Below are 18,898 nucleotides of genomic sequence, written 5' to 3' on the forward strand. Positions count from 1 at the left end.
GCCCGGCGGGCAGGGCGCGTCCGGCCGCGGCCCGTCAGTGGGCCGCGGCCGCCAGGATCGCCGTCACGACCGCCGGCACCGACTGCGGGTGCAGGAACAGGAAGAGGTTCGGCTCGACCAGTTCCAGCTCCATCACCCGCGGCCGGCCGTCGTCGCCGTCCACCAGGTCGACCCGGGCGTAGAGCAGCTCGGGCGCGTTTGGCACGGCGGCCAGGGCGCGTTCGGCGACGGCGAGTTCGGCCGGGGCGGGCGTCCAGCGCTCGAGCCCCGGGTGGGCGACCTTGTCCGCGTCGAACGCGGTCCCGGGGGCCAGCACGGCCTGCTTGCGGCTGGCGTGCAGGAGGCGTCCGCCGAAGAACTGCAGGGCCCGCTCACCGCCGGTGTCGATGCCGCGCGCGTACGGCTGCACCATCGCCGTCAGCCCTTCGGCGTGCATCCGCGCGAGGTGCCGTACGGCCGTCTCGTGCCGGTCCGGCGTGTAGCGGGCGGCGTAGCGGGCCCCGGCTCCGGAGGCGGGCTTGATCACATACTCTTCGTCGTCGGGGAGCTCGGCCGGCGCGCCGGGCGCGATGTAGCGCGTCGGCACGGTCGGCACCCCGGCCGCCGCCAGCTCTCCCAGGTACCGCTTGTCGGCGTTCCAGCGCACCACGTCGGCCGGGTTGGCCAGCCGCGTGACGGTGGCGACCTTCTGCGCCCAGGCCGTGAACTCGTCCGCGCGCCAGCTGTAGTCCCAGGTGGAGCGGATCACGACCAGGTCGTAGGCGGCCCAGTCGACGTCGCTGTCGTCCCAGAAGACGCCGTCCGCCTCGGCCCCCGCCTCCCGCAACGCCTCGAGCAGCACCGGAAGATCGCCGTCCCTGCTGAGCGCGGAGCCGGGGTCATAGGTGACGAGTGCGACACGGGCCACGACGGGCTCCCTCTTCGTACGGCTGTCCGATCGCCCGAAGGCTAACAAACCGGGCCGGGCGGCCCCCTCCCGGCTGATCTTCGCGAGGACTCCGGAGGGACTCAGGACCTGGGGCGGGAAGGGCCGCGGAGTGAGCTGGATCAAACTCCGGATCGGCCGGATCGCACGCGCTCCGGGGTAGGAACGTGCTGTCGTCGTCGTTCGCCACCGCAAGGAGTGCCTGCGTGTCCCCTCTCTTCCCGGCCCTGACGGACGATCCGTCCCCACACCCCGCGCTGCGGTTCGGCGAGCGTTCGCTGACCTACGCGGAGCTCGCCGCGGCGGCCGGCGCCGTCGCCGAGCGGGTGCGGGGAGCGGGGAGGGTCGCCGTGTGGGCGACTCCGTCGCTGGAGACCGCCGTCGCGGTGGTGGGCGTGCTGCTCGCCGGGGCGGCCGCGGTGCCGCTCAACCCGAAGTCGGGCGAGAAGGAGCTCGGGCACATCCTGTCCGACAGCGCGCCCGGCCTGGTGCTGGCGGCCCCGGGGGCCGAACTGCCCGTCGCGCTGCGGACGCTGCAGCGGCTCGACGTCGACGCCGACGTGCGAGGCGGCGGGTTCCGGGCGCCGGGGGCGGGTGAGCCCGTGGGCGAGGAGGAACCCGCCCTCGTCGTCTACACCTCCGGCACCACCGGGCCGCCCAAGGGCGCGGTGATCCCGCGCCGGGCGGTCGCCACGACCCTGGACGCGCTCGCCGACGCCTGGCAGTGGACCGGGGCGGACGTCCTCGTGCACGGGCTGCCGCTGTTCCACGTGCACGGACTGGTGCTGGGGATCCTCGGTCCGCTGCGGCGGGGCGGGTCCGTACGGCATCTCGGGCGGTTCGACACGCAGGGCGTGGCGCGGGAGCTGAACGCGGGCGCGACCATGCTCTTCGGCGTGCCGACGATGTACCACCGCATCGCCGAGGCGCTGCCCGGCGACCCCGGGCTGGCCAAGGCGCTCGCGGGGGCGCGGCTGCTGGTGTCGGGCTCGGCCGCGCTGCCCGTGCACGACCACGAGCGGATCGCGGCGGCGACCGGGCGGCGCGTCATCGAGCGGTACGGCATGACGGAGACGCTGATGAACACCTCGGTGCGGGCGGACGGGGAGGCCCGGGCCGGAACCGTGGGGGTGCCGCTGCCGGGCGTGGAGCTGCGGCTGGTGGAGGACGACGGCTCGGTCGTCTCCGCCCTGGACGGGGAGAGCGTCGGCGAGATCCAGGTGCGCGGGCCGAACCTGTTCACCGAGTACCTCAACCGGCCGGACGCGACCGCCGCCGCCTTCACCGCCGACGGCTGGTTCCGCACCGGCGACGTGGCCGTGCGCGATCCCGACGGCTACGTCCGGATCGTGGGGCGCAAGGCAACCGACCTGATCAAGAGCGGCGGGTACAAGATCGGGGCCGGCGAGATCGAGAACGCGCTGCTGGAGCATCCGGGGGTGCGCGAGGCCGCCGTCACCGGCGAGCCGGACGCGGACCTCGGCGAGCGGATCGTCGCATGGGTCGTGCCCGCGGACCCCCAGGCGCCGCCGCAGGAGGGCGAGTTGGCCGACCACGTGGCCCGCCGGCTCGCACCGCACAAGCGGCCCCGCGTGGTGCGGTACCTGGAGGAACTGCCCCGCAACGACATGGGCAAGATCATGAAGCGGGCGCTGCCGTCATGACGGCGCACCGTGCGAGCGCGCGCGAGGTCATCGCCCTCGTCGCCGACGACTTCGTCCGGCTCCCCCACGAGGAACGGCCGTCCGCTCCCGACGGCCCCCTCGCCTGGCCCGGCTACGACGACGCCCGCGCCCGTGCCGCCGAGCGCACCGGCGAGTCCGAGTCCGTCGTCTGCGGCACCGCGAGCGTCGGGGGCGTCCGGGCCGTCCTGATCGCCTTCGAGTTCGGCTTCCTGGGCGGCTCGCTGGGCGAGCGGACCGGCGACCGGCTGGTGGCGGCGTACACCTACGCCCGTGAACACCGGCTCCCCGTGGTGCCGTTGGTCGCCACGGGCGGCAGCCGGATGCAGGAGGGCATGCTCGCGCTCACCCAACTCCAGCGGGTGGCACGGCAGTCGGCGCTCACCAGGGAGGCGGGACTGCCCCAGGTGGCGGTGTTGCGGGACCCCACGACCGGCGGCGGCTGGGCCACCCTGGGCGCGGGCGCCGACGTGATCCTGGCGCTGCCGGGCGCCCAGGTCGGCTTCGCGGGGTCGCGGGTGCGCCCGCCGGACGCCGACCCGGCCGCCTACATGGCGGAGGCACAGGTCGCCGCGGGCGCGGCGGACGCGGTGGTGCCTCCGGCGGAGCTGCGGGAGGCACTGGCCCTGTGGCTGCGCCTCCTGACCGGCGGAACACCACCGGCGACCCGCCCGCCGGACGCGGCGCCGTCGCAGGTCGCCGTCGAGCCCGCTCCCGTTCCGGACGCCCTCGGGGCCGTCGACCTGCCCCGCACCGGGTGGGACGCGGTGCGGCGGGCCCGCTCGCCGCACCGCCCCCGCGCGCAGGCCTATCTGGACGCCTACTTCACCCACCGGCTCGCGATCTCCGGCGACCGGTGCGGCGGGGTCGACCCCGAGGGAATGCTGTGCGGCTTCGGCGTCCGCCAGGGCCGCACCGTCGCGTACGCCGCCCAGACGGGGGCGGCGACCCGGCCCGCCGGCTACCGGACGGCCGTCCGGCTGATCCGGCTCGCGGAGCGGCTCGGCATCCCGGTGCTCACCCTGGTGGACACCCCGGGCGCGGCCAACGACGCCGAGGCGGAACGGCAGGGCGCGGGCGCGGCGATCGCGGAGCTGTTCGGCGCGGTCGCCACCGCGGGGACGCCGCTCACCACGCTGGTGATCGGCGAGGGCGGCTCGGGCGGCGCGCTGGCCCTGGCCGCGCCGGGCCGCACCTGGGCCACGCCGGACAGCTACTTCTCCGTCATCGCCCCGGAGGCGGCGGCCGCGATCCTGAAGCGGCCGCCGACGCAGACGGAGGCGACGGCCGACCAACTGCGCATCCGGCCACAGGACTTGGCCGAACTGGGCGTGATCCGGGCCACGAACGCGCGCGGAACGCGGGACAATGCCGAGCACCGTCCGTGACAATGGATGTGCGCTGAGCCGCAGGAGAAGTGAAAGGGGCAACGGGGGCACGTGGACGGACTGGTGGAGTTCAGGACCGACGACGGCGCCGTGGTGGCCGTCGAGGCGGTCGAGCAGGGGCGGCCCGGTTCCCGGCTGGTGGCCCGCGACGGGACGGTCCAGGCGGCCCGCACCTTCGAGGGCGCCCTGGAGGGCGTGCGCGCGGCCGCCGAGTCCGCGCTGCGGGTGTTCCGGGACGGCACGTTGCGTCCCGACGGCGTCGAGATCGAGTTCGGGGTGAAGCTGTCGGCGGAGACGGGCGCGATCATCGCCAAGGGCACGGCGGAGGGGCATCTGGTCGTGAGACTGACCTGGTCGCCCTCCTCCGGTTCATGAACAGCGCACTCACGAGCGGCGCGCTCATGAACAGCGCCGCATGGCACGCCCGGATCGACAGTGCCGGCGAGGTGGCCGGGGCGGGTTTCCTCGTCGCTCCGACCACCGTGCTGACCTGCGCCCACGTCGTGCACAGGGTCGCCGCGGACGGCCTGACGGTGACCTTCACCGAGCTGCCCGGCTCCCCCGCGGTGCCGGCCAGAGTGGTCGCCGACGGCGGCTGGGGCGGCTCGGCGACCGACCTCGGGGACCTGGCCGTCCTGGAGCTGGCCCACGAGGTGTCCGTCGCCCCGGCCGCGCTGGCCCCCGTGGACGCCGCCGAAGCCCACCGGGCCGACCGGCCCCGCAAGCTCGTCGTCTACGGCTTCCCCGTCGGCTTCGACGAGGGCACCCTCGCCGAGTACCGCATCACCGCGACGCAGTTGCTCAACGGCGAGTGGATCCAGCTGGAGGCCTGGCAGCCCGGCGGGCAGCCGCTCGCCCCCGGCTTCAGCGGAGCCGCCGTCACCCTCGCCGACACCGGCGAGGTCGTCGGCATGGTCACCGCGGCCGCCGGAGACCGGGGCGTGCACAACGGACGGATGATGCCCACCGAGGTCATGGCCCGCTACTGGCCCGCGCTGGAGGGCCTGGTCCCCACCTCCGACCACCGCACCGCGGACCGCGCCCGGCTGCGCGAACTCGTCGAGCGCGCCGTCCGCGAGGGCCTGGACGACGACCCCGGGCGGCGCGTTCGGCTCTACGAGGCCGCCAGGGGCCCGCTGGACCCGGACGCCCCCGAGGAGGGCTTCGACTCCCTGCGGTCGGCGGCCCTGTTCGTGCTGTGCGAGGTCGACGGCGACGACGCGGCCGCCACCGTCGCCCGTTTCACCGCCCACGTGGAGTCCCTGTTCGAGGCGCCCGCCGAGACGGCCGCCGCGCCCGACTGGTCGCCCATCCTCGTGGACCTCCAGCACAGCGGGGCGGGCGACGGGCACGTCCGCGTCGAGGTGTCCGCGTACAGCGGGGGCCGCCGGCATCCGGTCGGCTCCGACACCGTCCCGCAGGCCGGGGTGCGCGCCTACGTACAGGACCGGATCGAGGCCGCCTTCCGGTATCTGACGCCCGGCTGCGACGAGTTGATCGCGTTCGCGCTGCCCCGCGACTGGATCGACCTGCCCGTCGACCGCTGGGCGAGCGCCCCCGACGACGACACGCCGCTCGGGTGCGTCTACCCGCTCGTCGTCACCGACCAGACGCGCCGCAGGGCGGGCGTCCGGCACCAGCTCACCCGCGCGTGGAACCGGCTCGACTCCGCGCCGGGCGCGCGCGTGCACCGGGTCGAGTGCGCCGGCCCCGAGGAGCCCCGCCGGCTGCGGATGCGTCTGCGGCGCGACGACGCCTGTCTGGCCGGCTTCGCCGCCTCGCCGGCCGCTTCCCGCACCCGCCCCCACTTCGACACCACGCTCAGCGCGCCCGCCCCGATGGTCGTGTGGTCCCGCGCGGGCTGCCGCGTCGGGTCGGACGAGTCCTGCGCGGGCGGGGCCGGCTGCGCGGGAAAGACGTTCCTGGACGAGCTCGACGCCTGCGTGTCAGGAGTGCCGCCCGCCGAACTCCCGCGCAGGGTGCTCGCGTTGCGGGAGGAGGCCGACGCGGAGGACGGCCACTGGGCGCACGACATCCAGCTGCTGTGGGACGACCCGCGCGTCTTCACCGACCCGCACGGCGACGCGCCCGCCCACGCCCACTCCCCCGTGGCCTGAGCCGCCCCCACCGAGTCACGCCGAGTTTCGGAGAACCATGCCCCACTGGTCCGTCTACACCGGGAACAGCGAGCCGCACGACGGCATCGACCGGCTGCCCGAGCCGCCGCCCTGGCGCGCGTTCGACGGCGAGCCCGTCGTGCCGCCGCCCCGGGACGCCGACGACGAGGCGGCCGTGTCGCCCGACCGCGTCCACCGGGCCCGCGCGTACGTCGCCACCCCGGAGAGCGTGCAGCTCGTCAACGCCGCCCTCGTGCTGCGCCGCCCCCTGCTGGTCACCGGCCCGCCCGGCACGGGGAAGTCCTCCCTGGCGTACGCGGTCGCCCGCGAACTGGGCCTCGGCCCGGTGCTGCGCTGGAACATCACCAGCCGCTCCACCCTGGCCGACGGCCTCTACCAGTACGACCCGCTGTCCCGGCTGTACGCGGCCCGCCAGGCGGCGTGGCGCGAGCGCGAGGATGCCTCCCGCGGCGGGGTCGAGGACCATCTGCGGCTCGGCCCGCTCGGCACCGCCCTGCTCCCCTACGACCGCCCCCGCGCCCTGCTGGTCGACGAGATCGACAAGAGCGACCTGGACCTGCCCAACGACCTGCTGAACGTCCTGGAGGAGGGGCAGTACGAGATCCCGGAGCTGATGCGGGCGGCCCGGCTCTCCGGCGCCGACGCCACCGCCGAGGTCCTGGCCGACGGGTCGGACTCCCCGGTCACCGTCACCCGCGGCCGGGTTCGCTGCCGCGCCTTCCCGTTCGTCGTCCTGACCAGCAACGGCGAGCGCGAGTTCCCGCCGGCGTTCCTGCGCCGCTGCGTCCGGCTGAAGCTGCGCCGCCCCGACCGGGCTCAGCTCACCGACATCGTCCGGGCCCACCTAGACACCCCGCCCGGTGAGGCGGAACACCTCATCGACCGGTTCCTGGCCCGGGCGGCCGACGGCGAACTCGCCACCGACCAGCTGCTGAACGCCCTCTACCTCACCGGCGTCACCGGCCTCGACGCGGCCTCCCGCGACGCGCTGGCCGAACAGCTGATGCCGTACCTCAGCGCCACGGCGGACGGCGATGGCTTCTGAGGAGACGCCGAGAGGGGACCGGTCCGCCCTCGAACGGCTGACGGAGCTGCTGACGGAGACGGCGGACACCGCCCCGACCCCGCGGGAGCTGGCCGAACTTCTCTGGCTCGCACGGCAGTTGAACGGACCTGAGGAGGCGGACGCCGAGGCCGCGGAAGCAGCGCGGGACTCCGGAACCGCACGGAAGGAGCAGGGCCCGGCCGGCAGGCGGGCGCAGACGCCGCCCACCCCGCCCGCGCCGCCGCCGTCCGACCACCCCGACCGGCCGAGCGCCTCCTCCCCCGCCGCCCGGGTCCCCCTCCACCTCCCCGTCCCCCGGGCGGCGGCCGGACCCGGCGGGGCCGTCGCCGGCGACCGGCCGCTCCTCGCGCCCGCGCCGCCGATGCTCCCCCACCCCCTCGCCCTCCAGCGCGCCCTGCGCCCGCTGAAGCGGACGGTGCCGTCGGCGCGCGCCCGCCTCCTGGACGAGCGGGCCACCGCCGACCGCATCGCCCGGCTGGGCGCCCACCCGGACGTCTGGCTGCCCGTCCTGCGCCCCGCACGCGACCGCTGGCTGCGCCTCAACCTCGTCCACGACACGGGCCCGACGATGCCGGTCTGGCGGCCCCTCGTACGCGAACTGCACACCGTGCTCGCCCAGTCGGGCGTCTTCCGCGCGGTCACCCTGCGTCCGGCGACGCCCGACGGCCGGGCCCGGCACGTCCCCGACGCGGCCGACGGGCGGACGGTCACCCTGATCGTCAGCGACTGCATGGGCCCGCAGTGGCGGCCCGGCCCGGCGGGCGACCGCTGGTACGGGACCCTGCGGCACTGGGCGACCCGGATGCCGCTGGCCGTCGTACAGCCGCTCCCCGAACGGCTGTGGCCCACGACGGCCCTGCCGGCCGAACCCGGTCTGCTGGCCTCCCCGACCACCGCGGCCCCGCTCAGCGCCCTCCGGTTCTCCCCCTACGACCCCGAGGCCGGGCCCCCGCCGTACGGGTCCCTCCCCCTGCCCGTCCTGGAACCCGGCGCACCCTGGCTCGCCAACTGGGCCGCCCTGGTGGCCGGGCCCGGCGGCGCCCGCGCGCCCGGCGCGGCGGCCCGGCTGACGCCGACGCCCGCCCCGTCGGCCGCCGACAGGGCCCCCGACCCGGCCGCGCTGCCCGCCCAGGACCTGGTCCTGCGCTTTCGCGCCACCGCCTCCCCGGAGGCGTTCCGGCTGGCCGGTCATCTGGCGCTCGCCGTGCCCTCTGTCCCGGTGATGCGTCTGGTGCAACGCGCCGTGAACCGCGATCCGCGCCCGCAGCACCTCGCCGAGGTGATCCTCAGCGGCATGCTCACGACCGCCCCCGGCCCGCCCGGCTCGTACGACTTCCGCCCCGGTGTGCGCGATCTGCTGCTGCGCACCCTGCCGCGCACGACCCGCGGCCGCACCCGCGAACTTCTGGACCGCATCGGCGGCCTGATCGACGAACGGGCGGGCCTCACGACAGGCGAGTTCCGCGCGGCGACGCCCGCCCCCGGACCCGGCGCCACCGACCGGGGCCCGGCCTTCGCCACGGTGTCCGAGGAGACGGTGCGCCGGCTGGGCGGACGGCACGAAGCCGAAGCCGAAGCCGAAGCCGAGAAGAACGACGCAGCGCTGGGCGGGAGTGACGACGCACGACGCTCCCCGGACGCCCGTACCACCGTCCGCTTCGAGACCGACGCCGACCTCGCCGCCCGCCCCGAGGCCCGTATCACCCTCGAACTGGCCGTGCACGAGGTCCTCGCGCGAGGGGATCTCACCCGGCAGCAGTACGAGATCCGCGTCCGCACACGCGGCTATCTCGTGGAGATCCGGCCCGACGCGTACCTCCTGCCCGTCCTCGCCGCCGCGCTGCGCTGGCTCCCGGGCCCGCTCGCCGACCTGGCCGAGCCGCCGCGGCTGCGCGTGACGTTCCGGAGCGGCCCGGATGCCCTGACGCCCCCGGAGAGCGCCGCCCCCGTCCTGCTCACCGTGGAGCCCGCCCTCTACGAGGAGTTCGCCCGCAGTTCCGCCGCGGCCGGACCGCACCGCTTCCGCCCGCTGTACGGCGACGCCCCGGACGCCCCGCCGCTCGCCTGGTACTGCCCGCTGCCCGCGCCGCGCGGCGAGGACGAGGAACGGGATCTGGTGCGCGGCCCGCTGCTCACCCGCGACCTCGGACAGCTCGGCATACCGGCCCCGGGCCGCACCGCGATCGTCCACACCGGCCCCGACGCCCCCCTCGCCCTCCTCAATCCCGCCGACCCCTACGGCGGGGGCCCGCCGCGTCCGGCGACCTACTACGAGGTCGACCTCGTCCCGCACCACGCGGTCCACCGGATCTCCCTGCCGAGCTCCGGCAAGGGCGAGTTCACCGCCGCCGTCGAGCTGACCTGGCGGGTGACCGACCCGGTGGCGTTCGTGCGGGCGGAGAGCGCCGGCGTGGCCGAGCGGCTGCTGGCGCACCTGCGGGAGGCGGGGGCCCGGATCACCCGCCACCACTCCGTGCGCCGGGCCGCGGGCGCGCAGCGCGCGGTCAACGCGCAGCTCGGCAGGTGGCCGGTGCCGGGGCTGGCGGTGAACTGCACGGTCACGCTTGCGCCGGACTACGCCCCGCCGCCCGAGGTGCGCCGCCCGGACGCCGGCGAGGACCGTCCGCTGGAGGAACTGCTCGCCGAGGCCGAGACCGTGCTGTTGGGCTTCGACGGCCCGCTGACCCGCCTGTTCACGGCGACGACCGCCCGCGCGGCCGCCCTCGAGCTGCTCGCCGTCGTCGCCGAACACCGCGACCCCGAGGACGCCCTGGCGGGCCGGCCGCCGGGCGACCCGGGCGCGGCGGGCCGGGAACTGTTCGTGCACCCCCTGGACGTGCTGCGGGCCTTCGCCCAGGACCGGCTGGGTCCCCTTCTGCGGGACCGCCTCGCACAGCTGGAGCTGAGCGCTGTGCCGGACGCGCCCACGACGCACCACTCCGTCGTCCTCGTCCGCACCCTGCAGGCGGGCGGCCGCCGGGTCGGGGTGGTCACGGACGTCTGCGAGCAGGCCGTGCGGCGCCATCTGGAGTCCCACCGGCTCGTGCCGTCGGCCGGCGTCCACGGCCGCGCCGACGACCTCGGCCTGCTCATGCCGAACCCGCAGTGTCTGCTGCGCGCCCTGCGTCCGCTCGGCGCGTCCGCGGCGACCGGCGTGCTGATCGGCTCCACACTCGCCGAACTCGCCGCCGCCCAGGCCGTCGGCCTGCGCTTCGTCGGTCTCGCGCGCAATCCGACCGTGGCGCGGGCGCTGGCCCGGGCGGGCTGCGACCTCACGGTGCCGTCCCTCACCCCGGTGCTGGAAGCGGCCCGCGCCCTGTAGGGCCCGGGGGCGGGTCGTGCGCGCACCTGGCAGGGGCCTTCGGCACCGCCGAAGAGCGCCTCGGACGAGGATGAACTGCCTTAGGCTGACGAGGATTTGAAGATTTCGTGGAGATCGATAGGTGGAATTGCGCATGTCTCGCACACCGTCAAGACGTACTGTTCTGCGCGGACTCACGGTCACCGGGGCCACGGTGATCGGCTTCGACACCGCCGCCCGCAGCTGGGCCGCGACCGCTGCGCAGTCCGGCGCGGACCTGGCCAGGGTCCCCCGCCTGGACGGAACGCTCGTCACCGACGACGCCTCGCTCACCGCCGCGGCCGACGACTACGGGCACATCGTGCACCGCCGCCCCTCGGCGGTCCTGCGCCCGGGCTCGGTCAGCGACGTCGTCGCCATGGTCCGGTTCTGCAACGAGCAGCGCCTGCCGGTCGCGCCGCGCGGCCAGGGGCACGCCCCGTTCGGCCAGGCCCAGGTGCAGGGCGGACTGGTCATCGAGACCGCGCCGCTCGCCGACATCGGCCGTGTGGAGGCGGACAGCACGACGGTCACCGTGGGCGCCGGCGCCAAGTGGAGCGCGGTCGCCCGGGCCGCCCTCGCCCACGGCCTCACCCCGCCCGTCTTCACCGACTACCTCGAACTCTCCGTCGGTGGCACCCTGTCCGTGGGCGGCCTCGGCGGCCAGGCCCACCGGGTCGGCGCCCAGGTCGACAACGTCACGGAGCTGCGGGTCGTCACCGGGGCGGGGGAGCTGGTGCGCTGCTCGCCGACCCGGCGCCCCGACCTCTTCCACGCCGTCCTGGCCGGCCTCGGCCAGTGCGCCGTCATCGTCGAGGCGACCCTGCGCCTGGTGCCCGCGCCCACGACCGTGCGCCGCTACCAGCTGACCTACGGCGACCTGGAGACCTTCCTCGACGACCAGCGCGTCCTCGTCCAGGAGGGCCGCTTCGACTACGTCGAGGGCCAGGTCCACGCGGACGCCGCCGGCACGTTCGGCGTCCACGTCACGGAGGCGGTGGCCTACGGCCCGCCGGTCGGCCCGGCCCCGGACGACTCGGCCCTGCTGCGCGGTCTGCGCCACGACCCGGCGTCCGTGCAGATCACCGACCAGCCCTACTACGACTTCCTCGACAGGCTGGCGCCCGTCATCGCCGCCATGAAGGAGGCCGGGATCTGGACGTTCGCCCACCCCTGGCTCAACCTCATGCTGCCCGGGAGCTCCGCGGCGGCCGTCGGCGCACAGGTCCTGGGCGGTCTCACCCCGGCCGAGGCGGGCCCCGGTGCGGTGGTCCTCTTCTACCCCCTGCTGCGCGAGCGGCTCACCACCCCGCTGCTGCGCACCTCCGACGACGACGTGTCCTACCTCTTCGACGTGCTGAGCGCCGCACCGCCGGACGACACGGCCGGCGTCGACCGTCTGCTGGCCGTCAACCGCTCCGCGTACGAGGCCGCGGCCGCCGTCGGCGGCACCCACTACCCCGTCGGCAGCATCCCCCTCACGCCGGCCGACTGGCGCGCGCACTTCGGCTCGGCCTGGGCGGGCCTGGCATCCGCGAAGTGCACCTACGACCCCCGCGGGATCCTGGTCCCGGGTCAGGGCATCTTCGCCTGACGGGCCGGCAGAGCGCCTTCGGGGCGGGACGACCCCCATTCGGTCGCACCCCGCCCGGCCCACCAGAAAAGGCGGACCTCCCCGCGCCCCCCGCACGATGCGTAGGAGGCCGACCGCCCGGCGGCCGCAACGGTCTGTGCTCTCGGGAGGACCTGCCATGACCGCCAGTCTGGAGCAGCTGCGCCGCTGCCACTTCGCCGTCGACCTGGGAGCGGCGCGGACGCGGGTCTACGTGAAGGGGGCCGGGCTCGTCGTCGACCAGCCGTCGGCCGCCGCCGTGAACACCCGTACCGGCGCGCTGATCGCGGTCGGCGAGTTCGCCGAGAAGATGACCGGGCGCACGCCGCACTACATCCGCGTGGTGCGGCCGGTCTCCGGCGGCACGGTCGTCGACATCGAGATGGCGCAGCGCATGCTGCGCCACCTCATCGGCGACAAGGTCCGCCGCCAGCTGCGCCGCAAGCCGTTCCTGCGCGCCGCCGCGTGCACCCCGCACGACGCCGACCCGCTCGCGCAGCGCGCCGCGATCGAGACGCTGGTGGGGCTGGGCGCCCGGCGCGTCGAGCTCGTCGACACCCTCATCGCCGCCGCCGTCGGCTGCGGGCTGCCCGTGGAGCGCCCCGAGGCCACCATGATCATGGTGTGCGGGGCCGCCGCGACCCAGGTCGCCGTCCTCTCCCTCGGCTCGATCGTGACCGCCGAGCGGATCCCGGTCGGCGGCGAGGCCGTGGACCACGCGATCGTCCAGCACCTGCGCCACGAACACGAGTTGATGCTGCCCAGCCAGTCCGTACGACCCCTGCAGCTGGCCCTCTCCGGCAACGGCCTCACCCCGCACGGGCCGGCGTCCACCGAGATCCACGGACGGGACGTCGCCACCGGTCTCGCCCGCTCCGTGCAGGTCGACACCGCGGCCGTCCGCGACGCCATCGAGACCCCGCTGACGGCCGTGCTCGACGGCATCGGCAGGGTGCTGCGCGAGTGCCCGCCCGATCTGGTCGCCGACCTCGCCGACCGCGGGATCATGATGGTCGGCGGCTCCGCCCTGCTGCCGGGCTTCGACCAGATGCTGCGCCAGGCCACCGGCATGCCGGTGCACATCGCCGAGCGGCCCGACATCTGCGCCGCCCAGGGCCTGGGCGCGATGCTGGAGGGCAAGATCGAGCCGCTGACGCTGGACCCCCTGGGCGCCTGACACCCGCCGCACACCGAGCGGCGCACGGCGGCGCGGCGCACGACGCGCGGCGGCCACCCAGCGGCGGCGGATCGCCCGCGACGACCGGACGTCTGCGGCCACCGGGCATGCGCGGCCACCGCGGCTGCCGGTCCTCCGGTCCTCCGCCGCCACCGGGCACCGCGACCACCGGTCCTCCACCGCCACCCGGCATCCGCGGCCACCCGGCTTCCGCGGCCACCGCGGCTGCCGATCCTCCGGTCATCCGCGGCCACCAGACATCCGCGACCACCGGTCCTCCACCGCCACCAGACATCCGCGACCACCAGTCCTCCACCGCCACCAGACATCCGCGACCACCGGTCCTCCACCGCCACCAGGCATCCGCGGCCTCCGGTCCTCCACCTCCACCGCCACCAGGCATCCGCGGCCTCCGGTCCTCCACCTCCACCGCCACCAGGCATCCGCGACCACCGGTCCTCCACCTCCACCGCCACCAGGCATCCGCGACCACCGGTCCTCCACCGCCACCGCCACCAGGCATCCGCGACCACCGGTCCTCCACCGCCACCGCCACCGGGCATCCGCGACCACCGGTCCTCCACCGCCACCGCCACCGGGCATCCGCGACCACCGGTCCTCCACCGCCACCGCCACCGGGCATCCGCGGCCTGCGGTCCTCCGCGGCCTCCGCGGCTTCCGGTCCTCGGCGGCGATGCGGTCGCCCGTGCCACGCACCCTGCGATGAGCGAGCGCAGTCGGCGGCATCGCGGACCTCACCTGCATCCCGGCCCATCAACATCACGGGCCCCACCAACCTCTGGGACCTCACCAACATCATGGGCCCACCGGCATCACGAGCCTCACCACCATCACAGACCCTCACCAACATCGCGAACATCGGCCTCGCGGCCCTCGCCGCCCGCACCGCTTTCACCGGCTCGGCCGGCCTCACCCGCTCCACCCGCCCCACCTGCTTCACGGGCTCTCCACGTGCGACACCTTGACGATCACCTGGGCGGGTGCCACGATTCCGGCGCCGCCATGTTTACGTAAACATCAGCCATTGCGGGACTTGATGTTTACGCAAACATCAGAGCCGAAAGGGCAAGTCGATGCGCAAGTCCCCCGCCAGAGCCTCCCTGTCCCCCCGCGTGCGAGCCGCCCTCGTCGCGGTCGCCCTCGCCGCGGTCAGCGGCACCACCCTCGCCGCCACGCCGGCCTCCGCAGCCGCGCCGGCCACCGGCACGACCCAGTTCAAGGGCGTGAACTGGGCCGACCCGCGCGACAATTTCGCCGACGACTACCTCCGGCTGTCCGGGCTGTCGACCACGGACTCCTACAAGCAGACCTACGCCAAGGCGAGCCGGATCATCGCGGCGTTCCGCGCGAACCTCGGCGCCAACACCGTGCGGCTGCCGATCAACCCCTACACGGTCAACGGCGCCTACTGGAAGTCGTACCGCGGAGTCATCGACGCGGCCTCCGACCAGGGCTTCAAGGTCATCGTCTCCTACTGGGAGGGCACGGGCGCGCAGAAGGACGGCTTCATCGACGACGAGGCCGCCTACTGGCCGATGTGGGACACCGTCGTCAAGACGTACAAGAACGACGCGCGCGTCTACTTCGAGCCGATGAACGAGCCGCACGGCTACACGGACGCCGAGTGGGCCGACGTCGCGGCGAAGTGGCTGTCGACGTACTCGAAGGTGCCGCGCAACCGCGTCTTCGTCAGCGGCGCCGGCTACAACGACCACGTCACCTCGGTCTGCGCCGACCCGCGCCTGAAGGGCACGTACCTCTCCCTGCACCACTACGGGTTCTGGAAGGACTACGCGACCTACGACCAGTGGGTGGCCGACCTGAAGGTGCGCATCGGCGCCTGCGCGAACCGGACCGTCGCGGACGAGTTCGGCGCCCCGATGACGACCGGCCTGAACTACAACGTGAAGACCCCGGACGACAACTTCGTCAACTACGTCCAGGCCGTCACCGACACCTTCCGCGAGCTGAAGATGGGCTCCGTGTACTGGCCGGGTCTGCGCACCGACGACACGTACTCCCTGCAGACCCTCGTCGGCCCCGCCGACCGCCCCTGGCTGGCCACCACCAACCAGTCCGGCGCCGACCGTCTCGCCTGGGCCTGGGGCCGCGGCAAGCCGGTCAAGAACTGACGCCTCCGAACACCCCGTGGCCCGCCGGATCCGCTTCCGGCGGGCCCGCTCGGCCGTCGGCCCGGGGGCGCCCCCACCCATGCCGCAGGCGTGCCGTCGGACGCGTTTGCGTCCCGGCCGGATACCCCGTTGATCGCCTCCTCGTCCACCGCATAGGTTCCGAAGCATGACGAACGTGGCGAACGTACGGATCGGTGTCATGTACGACCGCGACTGGGCCCCCGAGGAGCTGCCCGGGTTCGCGCGCAGGGCCGAGGCGCTCGGCGTGGACGACCTGTGGGTGGTCGAGGACCTCGGCTGGAACGGGGGCGTCTCGGCGGCGGCCGTGGCACTGGGGGCCACGGAACGCGTCACGGTGGGCATCGGCATCACCCCCGCCCCGCTGCGCAGTCCGGCGCTGCTGGCGATGGAACTGGCCACGCTGGCCCGGGTGTTCCCCGGTCGGCTGGTGGCCGGGATCGGGCACGGGGTGCGGGAGTGGATGGAGTCGGTCGGGGTCGCGCCCCGGTCGCCGCTGGCCCTCCTGGAGGAGACGATCACCTCGGTGCGTGCCCTGCTGCGCGGCGAACACGTCGAACTGGACGGACGTGAAGTACGCCTGGACGGACTCAAGTTGGTGCATCCGCCGGTCCGGGTCCCGCCGGTGGTGGCAGGCGTCGTCCGGCCCCGTTCGCTCGAACTGTCCGGCCGGGTCGCGGACGGCACACTGATCGCCGAGGGTCACGGGCCGGGCGACCTGGAGAACATCCGGGCGCTGACCGCGAAGGGCGGCGCAGGGCCGGACCACACGCTGACCGTGCTGTCCTTCGCCTGCGTGGGCGACGACCCGGACGAGGTCGCACGCATCCTGCACCCGCACACCGAGGGGCACGGCGCGTGGCTCGGCCGCCCGCAGGAAGAGGTGTTCACCGTTTCCGGCACGCCGGAGCAGGCGGCCGAGAACATCCGGGCCTTGCAGGCCTCCGGCGCCGACACGGTCGTTCTGCGCGTCGTCGGGCCCGAACCGCTCGGCCAGCTCGAAGCGCTGCTGACGTACCTCGGGCGCTGAGGCGACGGAACCCTGGCCGCCGTCCGGACGTTCCCCTGCGGGACGCCGCGGACAGAAGGGCCGCACACGTCCTCACGTGTCTGTACGTGTGTCTGTACGCATCTGTGCGGGTCCGCATGTGTCCTACGTGCCCGTACCTGCGCCGGCAGAGGGAAGAACGGGGTGAGGCATGGCGCGCGTTCTGGTCGTCGGCGGGGGGATCGCCGGCACGGCGGCGGCTCTGGCGCTGAGCAAGGCGGGGCAGGAGGTCGCCGTGTACGAGGCGCATCCCGACTCCGCCGAGGACATCGGCGCGTTCCTCACCCTCGCGACCAACGGCCTGCGGGCGATCACGCAGATCGACGCCTCGGACGCGGTGACGTCGATCGGCTTCCCGCTCACCTCGATGCGCCTCATGGACGCGACCGGCGCCGAGACGGCCCACGTACCGCTCGGCGAGGCCGCCGACCCCCGGCTGCGGTACCGCTGTCTGCGCCGCGGTGAGCTGAACGCCGCCCTTCAGGCGGAGGCGGCCCGCCGGGGAATAGAGGTGGTCCACGGCGCACGGCTCACCTGGGTCGAGGACGAGACGGCCGAGACGGACGGTACTAACGGCGCGGACGCCCCCGGCAGGCCTCCCGGCAGCCCCGGAAGTCCCGGAGATCCGCGAAGCCCCGGACGCCCCGGCGGAGTCACCGCGCACTTCACGGACGGCACGACGGCGACGGGCGACCTGCTGCTCGGCGCCGACGGCCTGAACTCGACGGTCCGCCGGGTCATCGCGCCCACCGCGCAGCCGTGTTACGCGGGGCAGCGCGTGTTCTACGGCTACACCGCCGACGCCCCGGCGACCGGCGCCGACGAGACCGCGTGCGTCACGATGATCCGCGGCAGCGCGGCCGCCTTCGGCCACATGAGGTCCCCCGGAGGGGAGACGTACTGGTTCGCCCGGGTCGACGCCGACGAGCCGCTGACCGCCGACGAGATGGCGCACGCGGCTCCCCACCAGTGGCGCGACCTGCTCGTCCCGTTGCTCCGCGCGGACCGCACGCCCGCCGCGGACATCGTGGCCGCCACCACGGCCCCCGTCCTGGTCACCAACGCGACCGAGATACCCAACGGCACCCGCTGGCGCTCCGGCCGCACGCTGCTGATCGGGGACGCGGCGCACGCGGCCTCCCCCGCCACCGGGCAGGGCGCGTCGATGGCCCTGGAGGACGCGGTGATCCTCGCCAAGTGCCTGCGCGACGCCCCGGACCCCGAGGCCGCCCTCTCCCGCTACGAGGCGCTCCGTCGCCCCCGCGTGGAGCACAACACGACGGTCAGCGGCAACATCTCCCGCGGCGTCCACGTGCCCCCGCCCCGCACCTCCGGAGGCCCGCCCCCGGCCCGCCCCGGGGACGACGAACTGGTCCGCCAACTGGAGTGGAGCGCCGGCCTCTGAACCCCCGCTCCCCCAGGCACGTTTGAGTACCCGTACTCATCCCCGGACGCTCGCCCTGGTTCACCGTGGAGATCACCGACCCGGATCGAACCGAAGGAACCCGCGATGCCGTCTCTCTCCCGCCCGCGCCGACTCCCGCTGCCGCGCCGTCTGTTCGCGCTCGCGACGGACAACTGGCTCGCCCGGGGCTATCTGGCCGTCGTCGCCGCCTCCACCCTGGTCATGTTCCTCGTCCCGGAGAGCAGCTTCGCCGCCGGCCCCATGACGCTCACCGCCCCTCTCTCCTTCCTGGTGGTGCTCCTCCCCTTCGGTCCCGGCGCCGAGGCCGACGGGGTGATCGAGGGTGCGGCCGTCGGCTTCTGGGCCGCATGGCTCCTGCTGTGCGCCCTGGTGAACGCCGCCGCGCTCGGCGCCCTCGTCGCGAGATCCGCGACCGCCGCACCGTCCGGCGCGCGGGAACCCCTGCCCCGCACCACGGACCACCGCTCGCCGAACACGACGGACCCGGCTCCGGCGTCGCCCTCCGGACGCCCCCGCCCGAGCGGGACCCGGGCCCTGCTGGCGCCCGCGGTGGACAACTGGCTCGCGCGGGGCTATCTCGCCGTCGTCGCCGCCGCGCTGGGGTTCTTCCTGTGCGCCGCCTACGTGCTGCCCGACCCGGGGTTCGCCGGAATCTGGCCGCTCATGGCCACAGCGCCGCTGAGCATCCTCGCCTTCCTGCTGGCGACGCCCGCCGAGTACTCCTCGCTCACCTGGCTGAGCCCGGTGACCTTCGCCGCCGGCACGGCCCTGGCCGGGCTGTTCAACGCCGTGCTGCTCGGCCGGCTCGCCCACCGGCTGCGGACACGGGCCCCGCGCTCGGCCGTCTGAGACCGCCGCCGGTCCGGGCGACGCCCAGCAACCCCCATTGGCGCCCGTACGTGGTAACTCCCCGCGTATCTGCGCC

13 protein-coding genes are annotated in these 18,898 nt (G+C 74.9%); 12 read left to right on the plus strand and 1 reads right to left on the minus strand.

Going from position 1 to position 18,898, the window contains the following annotated elements; translation table 11 throughout:
- Positions 1 to 34: 34 nt before the first annotated feature.
- Positions 35 to 907: an ATP-grasp domain-containing protein gene (locus tag ACZ7DE_RS06265; protein ID WP_470758556.1), complete on the minus strand. Its 873-nt coding sequence runs from the start codon at positions 905 to 907 to the stop codon at positions 35 to 37.
- Positions 908 to 1,131: 224 nt separating this feature from the next.
- On the opposite strand from ACZ7DE_RS06265, the gene ACZ7DE_RS06270 reads away from it, so the two are divergent.
- The 12 genes from ACZ7DE_RS06270 to ACZ7DE_RS06325 all read left to right on the plus strand — a co-directional run bounded on the left by ACZ7DE_RS06270 (position 1,132) and on the right by ACZ7DE_RS06325 (position 18,822).
- On the plus strand, positions 1,132 to 2,589 hold the full coding sequence (locus ACZ7DE_RS06270) for an acyl-CoA synthetase (RefSeq protein ID WP_470758557.1): 1,458 nt from the start codon (positions 1,132 to 1,134) through the stop codon (positions 2,587 to 2,589).
- On the plus strand, positions 2,586 to 3,995 hold the full coding sequence (locus ACZ7DE_RS06275) for a carboxyl transferase domain-containing protein (RefSeq protein WP_470758558.1): 1,410 nt from the start codon (positions 2,586 to 2,588) through the stop codon (positions 3,993 to 3,995). Before ACZ7DE_RS06270 ends, ACZ7DE_RS06275 begins: the two co-directional genes overlap by 4 nt.
- Before the next feature lie 51 nt (positions 3,996 to 4,046).
- Positions 4,047 to 4,370: a CU044_2847 family protein gene (locus ACZ7DE_RS06280; protein WP_470758559.1), complete on the plus strand. Its 324-nt coding sequence runs from the start codon at positions 4,047 to 4,049 to the stop codon at positions 4,368 to 4,370.
- 26 nt (positions 4,371 to 4,396) lie between these two features.
- A complete protein-coding gene (locus ACZ7DE_RS06285) occupies positions 4,397 to 6,112 on the plus strand; it encodes a VMAP-C domain-containing protein (RefSeq protein ID WP_470758982.1) in 1,716 nt (571 codons plus the stop codon).
- A 37-nt stretch (positions 6,113 to 6,149) separates the two neighbouring features.
- A complete protein-coding gene (locus tag ACZ7DE_RS06290; protein ID WP_470758560.1) occupies positions 6,150 to 7,178 on the plus strand; it encodes an AAA family ATPase in 1,029 nt (342 codons plus the stop codon).
- A complete protein-coding gene (locus tag ACZ7DE_RS06295) occupies positions 7,168 to 10,521 on the plus strand; it encodes an SAV_2336 N-terminal domain-related protein (RefSeq protein WP_470758561.1) in 3,354 nt (1,117 codons plus the stop codon). The genes ACZ7DE_RS06290 and ACZ7DE_RS06295 overlap by 11 nt, the downstream gene beginning before the upstream one ends.
- 133 nt (positions 10,522 to 10,654) lie before the next feature.
- Positions 10,655 to 12,133: an FAD-binding protein gene (locus ACZ7DE_RS06300; protein WP_470758562.1), complete on the plus strand. Its 1,479-nt coding sequence runs from the start codon at positions 10,655 to 10,657 to the stop codon at positions 12,131 to 12,133.
- 157 nt (positions 12,134 to 12,290) lie between these two features.
- Positions 12,291 to 13,328 (plus strand): rod shape-determining protein, encoded by a 1,038-nt coding sequence (locus ACZ7DE_RS06305; RefSeq protein ID WP_470758563.1) that lies wholly within the window; start codon positions 12,291 to 12,293, stop codon positions 13,326 to 13,328.
- A gap of 1,094 nt (positions 13,329 to 14,422) precedes the next feature.
- Complete coding sequence (locus ACZ7DE_RS06310) at positions 14,423 to 15,481, plus strand: glycoside hydrolase family 5 protein (RefSeq protein ID WP_470758564.1); 1,059 nt, start codon at positions 14,423 to 14,425, stop codon at positions 15,479 to 15,481.
- A gap of 175 nt (positions 15,482 to 15,656) precedes the next feature.
- Complete coding sequence (locus ACZ7DE_RS06315) at positions 15,657 to 16,529, plus strand: LLM class flavin-dependent oxidoreductase (RefSeq protein WP_470758983.1); 873 nt, start codon at positions 15,657 to 15,659, stop codon at positions 16,527 to 16,529.
- 169 nt (positions 16,530 to 16,698) lie between these two features.
- Positions 16,699 to 17,952 (plus strand): FAD-dependent oxidoreductase, encoded by a 1,254-nt coding sequence (locus ACZ7DE_RS06320; protein ID WP_470758565.1) that lies wholly within the window; start codon positions 16,699 to 16,701, stop codon positions 17,950 to 17,952.
- 105 nt (positions 17,953 to 18,057) lie between these two features.
- The gene (locus tag ACZ7DE_RS06325; protein ID WP_470758566.1) at positions 18,058 to 18,822 is read left to right on the plus strand and encodes an SCO4225 family membrane protein; all 765 of its coding nucleotides are present in this window, start codon (positions 18,058 to 18,060) and stop codon (positions 18,820 to 18,822) included.
- The last annotated feature ends 76 nt before the right edge of the window (positions 18,823 to 18,898 follow it).

Source organism: Streptomyces sp. NPDC037083 (assembly GCF_055606485.1).